The 12,427-nt window shown below is 61.3% G+C and carries 9 protein-coding genes; 7 read left to right on the top strand and 2 right to left on the bottom strand.

The window, feature by feature from the left end:
• The first annotated feature begins 41 nt into the window (after window positions 1-41).
• The 7 genes from LVW35_RS17380 (at window position 42) to LVW35_RS17350 (ending at window position 10,993) form a co-directional block, all read left to right on the top strand.
• Window positions 42-692 carry a GNAT family N-acetyltransferase gene (locus LVW35_RS17380; protein WP_233891277.1) on the top strand — a complete coding sequence of 217 codons (651 nt, stop codon included), beginning with the start codon at window positions 42-44 and terminating at the stop codon, window positions 690-692.
• Window positions 693-756: 64 nt separating this feature from the next.
• Window positions 757-2,484: an autotransporter assembly complex protein TamA gene (locus tag LVW35_RS17375; RefSeq protein ID WP_233891276.1), complete on the top strand. Its 1,728-nt coding sequence runs from the start codon at window positions 757-759 to the stop codon at window positions 2,482-2,484.
• The gene (locus LVW35_RS17370; protein WP_233891275.1) at window positions 2,484-6,155 is read left to right on the top strand and encodes a translocation/assembly module TamB domain-containing protein; all 3,672 of its coding nucleotides are present in this window, start codon (window positions 2,484-2,486) and stop codon (window positions 6,153-6,155) included. Before LVW35_RS17375 ends, LVW35_RS17370 begins: the two co-directional genes overlap by 1 nt.
• Window positions 6,156-6,327: 172 nt before the next feature.
• Entirely contained in the window at window positions 6,328-6,801 is a 474-nt protein-coding gene (locus LVW35_RS17365; RefSeq protein WP_233891274.1) for a MarR family winged helix-turn-helix transcriptional regulator, read from the top strand.
• Window positions 6,798-8,249: an efflux transporter outer membrane subunit gene (locus LVW35_RS17360; protein ID WP_233891273.1), complete on the top strand. Its 1,452-nt coding sequence runs from the start codon at window positions 6,798-6,800 to the stop codon at window positions 8,247-8,249. The genes LVW35_RS17365 and LVW35_RS17360 overlap by 4 nt, the downstream gene beginning before the upstream one ends.
• Window positions 8,250-8,264: 15 nt before the next feature.
• Window positions 8,265-9,464: an HlyD family secretion protein gene (locus LVW35_RS17355; RefSeq protein ID WP_233891272.1), complete on the top strand. Its 1,200-nt coding sequence runs from the start codon at window positions 8,265-8,267 to the stop codon at window positions 9,462-9,464.
• Window positions 9,464-10,993 carry a DHA2 family efflux MFS transporter permease subunit gene (locus LVW35_RS17350; protein ID WP_233891271.1) on the top strand — a complete coding sequence of 510 codons (1,530 nt, stop codon included), beginning with the start codon at window positions 9,464-9,466 and terminating at the stop codon, window positions 10,991-10,993. The genes LVW35_RS17355 and LVW35_RS17350 overlap by 1 nt, the downstream gene beginning before the upstream one ends.
• Window positions 10,994-11,085: 92 nt before the next feature.
• Here LVW35_RS17350 and lpxH read toward each other — a convergent pair whose 3' ends face one another.
• Window positions 11,086-11,835: a UDP-2,3-diacylglucosamine diphosphatase gene (lpxH, locus tag LVW35_RS17345; RefSeq protein ID WP_233891270.1), complete on the bottom strand. Its 750-nt coding sequence runs from the start codon at window positions 11,833-11,835 to the stop codon at window positions 11,086-11,088.
• Window positions 11,832-12,335, bottom strand: coding sequence for a peptidylprolyl isomerase (locus LVW35_RS17340; protein ID WP_233891269.1), 504 nt, complete (start codon window positions 12,333-12,335; stop codon window positions 11,832-11,834). Before LVW35_RS17340 ends, lpxH begins: the two co-directional genes overlap by 4 nt.
• Window positions 12,336-12,427 lie beyond the last annotated feature (92 nt).

Raw genomic sequence — 12,427 nt, 5'->3', positions numbered from 1 at the left:
AGAACGCTGCCTTTTGAGCAGCGCCCAGGGAGATTGACGGTATGCCGGACACTTCAACTGCTAATGCTGAAATTCGCCTGCTCAACAGCGGTTATTCCCGCGAAGCGCGTTCCTTGCTGTACCAGGCTTATCGGCATGAGCCGACATTCGCCTACATCTTCGAAGCGGAACGCCCAGGCTATGAACAGCGGGTACGCGCCACTGTGCGTGAACTGGTCAAGCAGCACTTCTTTCAGAAACTTCCCGCCATCGGCCTGTTCGTCAACGACCGCCTGATTGGCATCGCCCTGATCGCGCCACCGCAGCGGCGCCTGGGAATTACCGAGAGCTGGGCCTGGCAGCTGCGCATGTGGCTGAGCACGGGCGTGCGCGGCACACGGCGTTACCTCGACTACCATCACGCGGTGCTGGCGTGCCTGCCCAGTGAGTCGGTGCATGTGCTGCCGCTGTTGGGCATTCACCCGCAGTTCCAGGGTAAACATTACGGCGAGCAGTTGTTGGAGGCCGTGCACAACTGGTGTGCCGAAGACCGGCATTCATCCGGTGTGGTGTTGGACACGGGGAATTCTCGCTATCTGGAATTCTATAAGCGTCAGGGCTATGAGGAGATTGGTGAGGTCGCTGTAGGACCTGTCCTGGAGCATGTGTTTTTTCACCCCAATCCCCAGTCGTTACATGTTGCAACGGCTTAACGCAGAATTTTTCAGAATCGTCTGAGTTCTAAGTTTCTCCCCAGCTCGTGTAGCATCCGCGCCTATGAAGTTTTCAGGAAGATTTACCAGCGGCTTGATTCTGCTGTTCACAAGCTGCGGCGCCTTGGCGCAAAGCGAATTGGACGTGCGGATCAAACCTTCAAACGACGCGTTGAAAGCCAACATCGAAGGCTATATCGGCGGGGTGGGCGATCGTGATGAAGAGGCCCTGCTGCGGTTCAGCCGTGGCGCCGAGGAGCAGGCGCGCAAAGCCGCCCAGGCCCTAGGCTTCTATCAGCCACAGATCGAGAGTGACGTGAAGGGCGGCAAGAACCCGCGCCTGATCCTCAACATCGACCCCGGCGAACCGGTGCATTTGCGTAACGTGACCATTCGGGTCGACGGCCAGGCCGCCGACCTCAAGGCCTTTCGCGTGCCCGTCAGCAACGACCTCAAATCCGGCGCCGTACTCAACCATGGCCATTACGAAGACGCCAAGCGTCTGATCCAGAACCAGGCCTCGCGCTACGGCTTTTTCAGCGGGCGCTTCAAAAGCCAGAAACTCGCGGTCGACCCCAAGGCCGGCGTCGCCGATATCGAACTCATCTACGACAGCGGCCCGCGCTACACCCTCGGCAAAGTCAGCTTTGCCGGTGATACGCCGTTTGACGAAGAACTGCTGCAACGCATGGTGCCGTTCAAAAGCGGCACTCCTTACGACTCCGAACTGATCGCCGAACTCAACCAGAACCTGCAAGCCAGTGGATTTTTCGAAGGCGTGCGCTTGGACGCAGCACCGGCAGCCTCGACCAATGACATCATTCCGGTGGCCGTGCGCCTGGAAACCCGCAAGCCGCGCACCATGGGGCTGGGCCTGGGTTTTTCCACCGACGTAGGCCCGCGCGGCAAAGCCAACTGGACCCGCCACTGGGTCAACCCCCAGGGCCACAGTTATGGCTGGGAAGCCGAGCTGTCGGCGCCCCGGCAGAACGTTGGCCTGTGGTATGACATCCCGCTCGATCCGCCGCTCACCGATAAGCTGCGTTTTGCGGGTGGCTACCAGAACGAAGAAATCGCCAACACCGATACAATCAGTAAATTGCTGACCCTCGGCCCTGAATGGCACAGCAAATTGCCCAGTGGCTGGACGCGGGTTATTTCGCTCAAGTACCAGCGCGAAGAGTATCGCCTGGGCAATGACTCCGGCCTGAGCAACCTGGTGATGCCGGGCGTCAGCTACTCCTACCTGCGCAGTGATAATCGCATCGACCCGCACAACGGCTACCGCCTGCAATTCGACACCAAGGTAGCGAAAGAAGGCCTGGGCTCCGATACCAACTTGCTTTACGGCACGGCCATGGTCAAAGGCCTGACCACCTTGTGGGACAACCACCGTTTCCTGGCCCGGGCACAGGTCGGCGGCAGTGCCACCAATGGCTACAAATCGGTGCCACCGTCGCTGCGCTTCTTTGCCGGTGGTGATCAAAGCGTGCGCGGTTACGAGTACCAGACGCTATCGCCCGAGAACGATCGGGGCGACCGCATCGGTGGCCGCTACATGGTCGCCCTGAGTGCCGAGTATCAATATTCCATTGCCGAAAAATGGCGGATCGCGACCTTTATCGACCAAGGCAACTCCTTTAACAATCTGGATCGGCCCAGCCTGAAAACCGGCGTCGGCGTCGGCATCCGCTGGGTCTCGCCGGTCGGCCCGATTCGTCTCGACCTGGCCCATGCCCTCGAAGATCCGGGCGGCATTCGATTGCACTTTTCCATGGGGCCTGAGCTGTGATGCGTGGTGTGAAAATAGCGGGGCTGGCTCTGGTGGCCGTTGTTGTCGTGTTGTTGCTGGCACTGTGGGCGGTGCTTGGCACCCAGACGGGCAGCCGTTGGGCCCTGGGCCGGGTCCCGGGTTTGAGCGTTGAAAATTTCCAGGGGCATTTGGGCGGTCAGTGGAGCGCCGATCATCTGCTGTGGCAGCAGGACAGCAGCCGTGTCGAACTCCGGGCGCCCCAGTTTGATTGGTCGCCGGCGTGCCTGTTGCGCATGACCCTGTGCATCGATCAAGTGGATGTGGAGCAAGTCAGCCTGCAATTTCCGCCAAGCGCCGAGGAAAGCAGCGGGCCGATCCAACTGCCCGATTTGAACCTGCCGGTCGCCATCCAGTTGGGCGACATTCGCGTTGGTCGCCTGCTGTTCAACGGCAGCGAAGAACTCAAGGGCCTGCAACTGGCGGCGCATTGGACGGCCGCCGGCATGCAGATCGACTCGGTGCACCTGCAACGCGACGACCTGGTGCTGGACCTCGTCGGCCTGCTGCAACCCACCGGCAACTGGCCGTTGAGCGCCACCGGTAACCTGAGCCTGCCCTACGCACCGGGCGGCGCGGCGTGGACGGTGGCGCTCAAGATTGACGGAGACCTGCTCAAGACCCTCAAGCTAGACGCTGACAGTACGGGCTACCTACCGGCCAAACTCACCGGTGAACTGCAACCCTTGGCGGAAAATCTTCCGGCCCGATTGCACATCACGGCAGACGGCTTCAAACCCAGCGCCGACCTGCCCGACACCCTGCAACTCAATCAACTGGACCTCACCGCCAACGGCGATTTGAACCGCGGCTACCAACTGCAAGGCAAAGCTGTATTGCCCGCGGAAAAAGGCCCGGTGGATTTGCTGCTGCAAGGCCGGGTCGATGCCAAGGGCGCGCAGATCGCCGGCCTGGATCTGAATGCCGGTGACAAACAAAGCCTCAAGCTGACAGCCCAGTTGGATTGGCAGCAGGGTTTCAGCGCCGACGCCAAGATCGATTGGCTGGACTTCCCTTGGCACCGGCTCTATCCGGTGATCGACGAGCCGCAAGTCGCGCTGCGTAGCTTCAATGGCGAGATTGCCTACAAGGACGGCAACTACCTGGGCAATCTCAAGGCCGACCTCGACGGCCCGGCGGGCAAGTTCAACGTGGTCACGCCGTTCAGTGGCGACCTCAAGCAGATCTTCCTTCCGGAGCTCAAACTCACCGCCGGCCAGGGCAAGGCCGAAGGGCACCTGAATGTGCAATTCGCCGACGGCATTGCCTGGGACACCGCGCTGGACCTGTCGGCGCTGAACCCGGCGTACTGGGTCGCTGAATTGCCCGGCACCCTGGCCGGACCGCTGCGCAGCAAAGGCGAGTTCAAGAATGAGCAACTCAAGCTCAATGCCGACCTCGACCTGAAAGGCCGGCTACGTGGGCAAACCGCCGTGTTGGCGGCCAAGGCTGAAGGCGCGGGCGAGCAGTGGACCCTGGCCAACCTGGATATCCGCCTGGGTGACAACCGCATCAACGGCAGTGGCAGCCTGCAACAGCGTTTGGCCGGGCAGATCGATATCAAGCTGGCGCGTCTGGCTCAGCTCTGGCCGCAATTGCGCGGGCAGGTCAACGGCCGACTTGACGTGGCCGGCAGCCTCAATGCCCCTCAAGGCAAAATCGGCCTCAAGGGCCAGCAACTGGCGTTTGCCGATAATCGCCTGCAAAGCCTCACCCTCGACGCCAACCTCGACAGTGCCCAGCGCGCCAAGATCGACTTAAAAGGCAGCGGCATCCAATCCGGCGACACCCAGGTCGGCACCCTGACCGTCAGCGCCCAGGGCAATATCAAGAATCAGAAAGTCCAACTGGATCTGGTCGGGCCGCTGGTCAAACTCGCCCTGGCGCTGGATGGCAACTTCGACAAAGGCAATTGGCGCGGGCGCCTGGCCAGCGGGGATGTCCAAGCCGGTGGCCAGGACTGGAAGCTGCAAGCTCCGGCGAAGATTGAACGCATGGCCGATGGCAAGCTGACATTTGCCGCGCATTGCTGGGTGTCCGGCCCTGCCAGCCTGTGCGGCGAAGACCAGCGCTTGATGCCCGAGCCGAAGCTGCGCTACCACCTCAAGCAATTCCCCATCGACAGTTTGGCGGCGTTCCTGCCCAAGGATTTCGCCTGGCAGGGCAAGCTCAACGCCGACCTGCAACTGGACCTGCCCGACAGCGGCCCCAAAGGCGTGATCGCGGTGGATGCCAGCGGCGGCACTTTGCGCGTCAGGGACAAGGACCAGTGGCTGGATTTCCCCTACGACACGCTCAAGCTGGAAACCACCCTCACCCCCAAACGAATCGACACGCAGCTGAATTTCCGTGGCGGCAAGCTTGGCGAATTGACAGTGCAGGCGCAGATCAACCCGTTGCCGAAGAACAAGCCGGTCACCGGCAACTTCAGCCTCGTCGGCCTCGACCTCGCGGTGGCGCGCCCGTTTGTGCCGATGGTGGAAACCCTCAGCGGCAAGCTCAATGGCAACGGGCGTATTTCTGGTGGCCTGTTGGCGCCTCAGGTCAACGGCGACGTGAATCTGGTGGGCGGCGAAATTTCTGGTCCGGAACTGCCGATCAGCCTGGAAGGCCTGAACGTGCAGGCTCTGATCGCCGGTGAAAGCGTGCAGCTCAACGGTGGCTGGCGCAGTGGCAAGGCTGGGCAGGGCAGCCTCAAGGGCCAGATCGACTGGGGCCAGGCGCTGGTGGTGGACCTGAGTTTGCAAGGCTCGCAACTGCCGGTCACGGTGGAGCCTTATGCCGTGCTGGAAGTGGCGCCTGACCTGAAAATCAGCCTGAAGAACGACAAGCTGGCCGTCGCTGGCAAAGTGCACATCCCGCGCGGTGATATCACCGTACGCGAGCTGCCGCCGTCCACCGTCAAGGTCTCGGATGACACGGTGATCATCGGCAGCCAGACCGAAGAGGGTAAGCCGCCGATGGCGATGGCCATGGACATCGACGTGGTGGTGGGCGAAGACAAGCTCAATTTCTCGGGCTTCGGCCTCACCGCCAAGGTGCAGGGCCAGGTGCATATCGGCGACAACATGGACACCCGTGGCGAGCTGTGGCTCAACGATGGCCGTTACCGCGCCTACGGGCAGAAGCTTGATGTGCGCCGTGCACGGTTGCTGTTCGCCGGGCCCCTCGACCAGCCGTACCTGGACATTGAAGCGATCCGCAAGACCGACGATGTGATCGCCGGGATCCGCCTGAGCGGTAGCGCCGAGCAGCCCACGACGCAAATTTTCTCCGAGCCGGCGATGGCCCAGGAGCAAGCCTTGTCTTACCTCGTGCTGGGGCGCCCGCTGAGCTCCACGGGGGAAGACAATAATATGCTGGCCCAAGCCGCGTTGGGCCTGGGGTTGATGGGCAGCGCCGGAGTGACGTCGGACCTGGCGAAGAACCTGGGCATCCAGGACTTCGAACTCGACACCCAGGGCAGCGGCAATAACACCGCCGTGGTGGCCAGCGGCAAGATCACCGAAAAACTCAGCCTGCGTTATGGGGTAGGCGTATTCGAGCCGGCCAGCACCATCGCCTTGCGTTATCTGTTGAGCAAAAGGGTGTACCTGGAAGTGGCCAGTGGCGTGGCCAGCTCACTGGATATCTTCTACAAGCGGGATTTCTAACCCCTTACTTGGTAATAACTGTGGGAGCGGGCTTGCTCCCACATTTGCCTGCATTCAAAACCGCTTATCGTGAAACTACCAAGCAAGCTAATAATTCCATTTGACATTCGCTGCCTAAGCAGTAACATCTTGTCATACATTCACTGCCTAGGCAGTAATAAGGTGACTTCCGATGCCCCATTTCACCCCTGACAGCTTTCGCAACTGCCACCTTGGCCTGCTTCTGGGCCGTGCGGCGCTGCTCAAAGACCGCATTATCGACACCCATATGGAGCCGCACGGCGTGACCGCCGCGCAGTTCAAGGTGTTGATCATCATTGCCCAGTTCGACGTCGATACCCCGGCGGAGCTGTGCCGCAACCTGTCTCTGGACAGCGGTTCCATGACCCGCATGCTCGACCGCCTGGAGCAGAAGGGTCTGCTGGCTCGCCAGCGTTCCGAGCAGGACCGGCGCCAGGTGCGGCTGGTGCTCACCGAAGACGGCCAGCGCCTGGCGGACATGCTGCCGCACATCGGCGCGCAGTCGATGAACGAGTTGGCCGGCGCCCTGGAGCCTGGCGAGTTGCAAACCCTGGAACGCATCCTCAAGAAAATTCTGGTAGCTGCCGGTGACGCCATCGTCATCCAGCGGGTAGGTAACCAATGAACACACGCGCACTTAGCCTGGTGCTGGTGGCCATGAGCATGGCCGGTTGCGCCAATTACAGCGGCCTCGACACCCAAGGCCAACGCCTTGATGCCAACACCCTGCAAACCGGTAAATCCCTGAGCGGCATGACCCTGTCGAACGCCGCCTGGCCCACCGCCGACTGGTGGAAAAGCCTCGGCGACCCACAGCTCGACGGCCTGATCCAGGAAGCCCTGCAAAACAGCCCCGACATGCAAGTCGCCAGCGCCCGTGCCCACCAGGCCGAAGCCGCTGCCTATGCCGCCAACGCCGAGCGCATGCCGACCCTGGATGCCAGCGCCGGTGTCAGCCGCTCGCGGCTGGCCAAAGACCAGGACCCACGGGGCGAAGGCGATGCCTATTCGACCGTGCGCAACATCGGCGCCAGCTTCAACTACAACTTTGACCTCTGGGGCGGCCAGCGAGCTGCCTGGGAAGCCGCGCTGGGTGAGGCGCGTGCTGCCCAAGTCGACCAGCAGGCGGCGCGTCTGACCCTGGCCGCCAACGTGGCCAAAGCCTACAGCGACCTCGGCCAGGCCCATATCGTGCGGGACCTGGCCAATGACGACCTCAAGCGCACCCGGCAGATGCTCGACCTGGGCAAGCGCCGTTTGAACTCGGGCATCGACAGCCACTACCAGTACCAGCAGACCGAAAGCCTGGAAGCCAGCGCCCAGTCGCAACTGATCGACGCGGAAAAACAGCTGCAAAGCGCCAAGATCGCCCTGGCAGTGTTGCTCGGCAAAGGCCCGGACCGGGGCAGTGAACTGGCCCGGCCCAACGTGCTGAAACCCAGCGCCGTCGCCGTGCCGTCGGTATTGCCCGCAGAGCTGCTGGGCCGCCGCCCGGACCTGATCGCCGCGCGCTGGCGCGTCGAGGCGGCCGGCAAAAACATCGATGCGAGCAAAACCCGCTTCTACCCCAATCTCAACCTGAGCGCGAGCGCTGGGGCCGAATCGTTGCTGGGGGATGCGATGTTTGGTTCGGCCAGCCGTTTCTTCAACATTGCGCCGACGATCTCGCTGCCGATCTTTGACGGCGGCCGCCTGCGCGCCGACCTTGATGCCCGCGACGCCGACTACGACCTGGCCGTGGCGCAATACAACAAAACCCTGGTGCAAGCCCTGGGCGATATCGGCAACACCCTTTCACAACTGCGCGACACCGGCCGGCAGATCCAGGCCCAGCAGCATGCCGCGGACATTGCCCAGCAGTCCTACGACACCGGCGTGCAGCGCTACAGCTCCGGCATCGGCAACTACCTGGATGTGCTCAGCATCGAGCAGCAACTGCTGCAGGCCCAGCGTCAGCTGGCGACGCTGAATGCCGCGCAGATCGATCTGTCGATTCAATTGATGCAGGCCCTGGGTGGCGGATACGACGCCAGGAACATGGCCGCGACCACCCCAGCCACACGCTCGGAATAATTTGAGGTATTTGTCATGGCCACTGCCGAAAACACCAACACAACTGAACAACCCCAAGACAACAACCCACGCAAACGCAAAGTGATGCTGATCGGCCTGGCGCTGATCGTCATCCTGGCGGTAGTGGGCGTGTGGGGCTGGTACGAACTCTATGGCCGCTTCAACGAAAGCACCGACGATGCCTACGTGAACGGCAACGTGGTGGAAATCACGCCGCTGGTCACCGGCACCGTGGTCAGCATCGGCGCCGACGATGGCGACCTGGTTCACGAAGGCCAGGTACTGGTCAACTTCGACCCGAACGACGCCGCGGTCGGCCTGCAAAGTGCCCAGGCCAACCTGGCCCGCACCGTGCGCCAGGTGCGGGGGTTGTACAGCAACGTCGATGGCATGAAGGCCCAGGTCAATGCGCAGAAAGCCGACGTGCAAACCGCTCAGGACAACTTCAACCGCCGTAAAACCCTGGCCCAGGGCGGGGCGATTTCTCAGGAAGAACTGTCCCACGCCCGTGACAGCCTGACGGCGGCGAAAAACGCGCTGACCAACCTTGAGCAGCAACTGAAAACCACCAACGCGTTGGTGGATGACACCGTGATCTCGTCCCACCCGGACGTGCAAGCCGCCGCCGCGCAGCTGCGCCAGGCCTACTTGACCAATGCGCGCAGCACCTTGATCGCTCCGGTCACCGGCTACGTGGCCAAGCGCACCGTGCAACTGGGCCAGCGCGTCCAGCCTGGCACCGCGTTGATGGCGGTGATCCCGCTGAACCAGCTGTGGATCGATGCCAACTTCAAGGAAACCCAACTGCGCGATATGCGTATCGGCCAACCGGTGGACATCGAGTCGGACATCTATGGCAGTGACGTGAAGTACAGCGGCACCATCGACAGCCTGGGCGCCGGTACCGGCAGCGCGTTTGCCCTGCTGCCGGCGCAGAACGCCACCGGTAACTGGATCAAGATCGTGCAACGGGTGCCGGTACGTATTCACATCAACGCCGACGAGTTGGCCAAGCATCCGCTGCGCGTGGGCTTGAGCACCCAGGTCAATGTCGACCTGCACGACCAGAGCGGCCCGGTACTGGCGCAACAGGCACCGCAGAAAGCCTCGTTCACCACCAACGTGTACGACCGTCAACTCGCCGAAGCCGACGCCATGATCAACCAGTTGATCCATGACAACAGCACCGCCGCGCCCAAGGCTGCGCAACGCTGATGAGCAATAACGCCTCCTTCACGCCACCCAGCCTGTTGATGGCCACCATCGGCCTGTCGCTGGCGACCTTCATGCAGGTGCTCGACACCACCATCGCCAACGTGGCGTTGCCGACCATTTCCGGCAACCTCGGCGTGAGTTCGGAGCAGGGCACCTGGGTAATTACCTCGTTTGCGGTGAGCAACGCCATTGCCTTGCCGTTGACCGGTTGGCTGAGCCGTCGTTTTGGCGAGGTGAAGCTGTTTTTGTGGGCGACTATGCTGTTTGTGCTGGCGTCGTTCCTCTGCGGTATTTCCACGTCGATGCCTGAGCTGATCGCCTTTCGGGTCATACAGGGCCTGGTGGCCGGACCGTTGTACCCGATGACCCAGACCCTGCTGATCGCGGTCTATCCACCGGCGAGGCGCGGCATGGCCCTGGCGTTGCTGGCGATGGTCACGGTGGTGGCGCCGATTGCCGGGCCGATCCTCGGCGGTTGGATCACCGACAGCTATAGCTGGCCGTGGATCTTCTTCATCAACGTACCGATCGGCATCTTTGCGGTGATGGTCGTGCGTTCGCAGTTGAAGAAACGCCCAGTGGTCACTAGCCATCAGCCGATGGACTACGTGGGACTGTTGAGCCTGATCGTCGGCGTCGGCGCCTTGCAGATCATCCTCGACAAGGGCAATGACCTGGACTGGTTCGAGTCCAACTTCATCATCATCGGCGCGGCGATTTCAGTGATTGCGCTGGCGGTGTTCATCATCTGGGAACTCACCGACAAACACCCGGTGGTCAACCTGAAACTGTTCGCCTACCGCAACTTCCGCATCGGCACCATTGTGTTGATCCTGGGTTACGCGGGCTTCTTCGGTATCAACCTGATCCTGCCGCAATGGCTGCAGACCCAGATGGGCTACACCGCCACCTGGGCGGGACTGGCGGTGGCGCCGATTGGTATCTTGCCGGTACTGATGTCGCCGTTTGTCGGCAAGTACGCGCACAAGTTTGACCTGCGCCTGCTGGCGGGCCTGGCGTTCCTGGCAATTGGCTTGAGCTGCTTTATGCGGGCGGGCTTTACCAACGAGGTGGACTTCCAGCATATCGCCTTGGTGCAGTTGTTCATGGGCATCGGCGTGGCGCTGTTCTTCATGCCGACCCTGAGCATTTTGATGTCCGACCTGCCACCGAACCAGATTGCCGACGGCGCGGGTTTGGCCACGTTCCTACGGACCCTGGGCGGTAGCTTTGCGGCGTCGCTGACCACCTGGATCTGGATCCGCCGGGCGGACCAGCACCATGCGTACATGAGCGAGAACATGACCACTTACGACTCCGCGACCCGCGATGCCTTGCAGGCGCTGGGCGGGGCGGGGCAAAAGGCCTACACGCAGTTGGACCAGATACTCACCAGCCAGGCGTACATGATGTCCACCGTGGATTATTTCACGTTACTGGGGTGGATGTTCATGGGGTTGATGTTGCTGGTGTGGTTGGCGAAGCCGCCGTTTGGGGCCAAGGCTGGGCCGGAGGCATCCGGGCACTGATTTCAGGATATGCGCGGTCAAAAATGTGGGAGCGGGCAAGCCCGCTCCCACATTTTGATCTCTGTTCACATTAAAACAGTGGTGTTTGAGGCTCAGGCGCCAGGCAACGCCAACTGTGGGTTCACAAAATCAAACGCCGCCAACTGAAACCCTTGCTCATCCACCTGCAACGCCCAACCCTGCTTGTCCCAATCCCCTAGCACAATGCGCTTGGCCGCCTGGTCACCAATCTGCAACTTATGAATGGCGGGGCGGTGGGTATGGCCGTGGACCAGGGTGCGCACGCCGAACTGCTGCATCACCCGCGGGACTTCTTCCGGGGTCACATCAACAATATCGTTGGCCTTCATGCGCGTCTGCGCACGGCTTTCGCTGCGCAACTTGCGCGCCAGCTTGTGGCGGGTACCCAAAGGAAGATGACGCAGGATAAACAGCACAATCGGGTGACGCAGGATACGCCGCAGCTTCATGTAGCCGACGTCGCGAGTACAGAGGCTGTCGCCGTGCATCAACAGCACGGGCTCGCCATGGAGCTGCACGACACTCGGGTCCTTGAGCAAGGTGGCACCTGCAGCTTTGCAGAACGCCTTGCCGATCAGGAAATCGCGGTTGCCGTGCATGATGAAAATCGGGGTGCCACTGTCGCTCAGCTCGCGCAGAGCCTCGCAAATCGAACGCTGGAAGGGGGTCATCCCATCGTCGCCAATCCAGGCTTCAAAGAAGTCCCCCAGAATGTACAACGCCTGGGCGCCACGAGCGCGGCCGTGGAGCAGATCCAGAAACGCCCGGGTGATATCCGGGCGCCCCTCTTCCAGATGCAAATCTGAAATCAGCAATATCACCCAACGATCTCGGCTTTCTCGACGATCACGTCTTCTACCGGAACGTCCTGGTGACCGGCTTTACCGGTGGTCTGTACGCCTTTGATCTTGTCGACGACGTCCTGGCCTTCGGTCACTTTACCGAACACCGCGTAGCCCCAACCTTGCACGTTCTTGCCGCTGTGGTTCAGGAAGGCGTTGTCGGCGACGTTGATGAAGAACTGCGCAGAGGCCGAATGCGGCTCCATGGTACGGGCCATGGCGACGGTATACTTGTCGTTGGAAAGGCCGTTGTCCGCTTCGTTCTGGATGCTTGGGCGCTTGTCTTTCTTTTCTTTCATGCCAGGTTCGAAACCGCCGCCCTGGATCATGAAGTTGCCGATGACACGGTGGAAAACAGTGTTTTCGTAGTGGCCGGCTTTCACGTATTCGATGAAGTTGGCGACGGTGATCGGCGCTTTCTCGGCGTTCAGCTCGATGACGATGTCACCGTGGTTGGTGGTCAGTTTGACTTGAGTCATGTTCACTACTCTTTTCAGGGAATTCGTGGGTTTGGGTGCCTGGGCACCACGACCGGTATGGCGAAACTGCGGCCAAGGCGCGCAGTTTAGCG

Origin of the sequence: Pseudomonas sp. HN11, from assembly GCF_021390155.1 — a bacterium.
GTDB lineage: Bacteria > Pseudomonadota > Gammaproteobacteria > Pseudomonadales > Pseudomonadaceae > Aquipseudomonas.
Note: the sequence above shows the minus strand (reverse complement) of the source record. Positions and strands in the feature narration are given on the sequence as shown.

Excerpts from the sequence above, each read along its gene's own strand:
- LVW35_RS17380 (WP_233891277.1), top strand. The coding sequence starts at position 42 with ATGCCGGACACTTCAACTGCTAATGCTGAAATTCGCCTGCTCAACAGC.
- LVW35_RS17375 (WP_233891276.1), top strand. The coding sequence starts at position 757 with ATGAAGTTTTCAGGAAGATTTACCAGCGGCTTGATTCTGCTGTTCACA.
- LVW35_RS17370 (WP_233891275.1), top strand. The coding sequence starts at position 2,484 with ATGCGTGGTGTGAAAATAGCGGGGCTGGCTCTGGTGGCCGTTGTTGTC.
- LVW35_RS17365 (WP_233891274.1), top strand. The coding sequence starts at position 6,328 with ATGCCCCATTTCACCCCTGACAGCTTTCGCAACTGCCACCTTGGCCTG.
- LVW35_RS17360 (WP_233891273.1), top strand. The coding sequence starts at position 6,798 with ATGAACACACGCGCACTTAGCCTGGTGCTGGTGGCCATGAGCATGGCC.
- LVW35_RS17355 (WP_233891272.1), top strand. The coding sequence starts at position 8,265 with ATGGCCACTGCCGAAAACACCAACACAACTGAACAACCCCAAGACAAC.
- LVW35_RS17350 (WP_233891271.1), top strand. The coding sequence starts at position 9,464 with ATGAGCAATAACGCCTCCTTCACGCCACCCAGCCTGTTGATGGCCACC.
- LVW35_RS17340 (WP_233891269.1), bottom strand. The coding sequence starts at position 12,335 with ATGACTCAAGTCAAACTGACCACCAACCACGGTGACATCGTCATCGAG.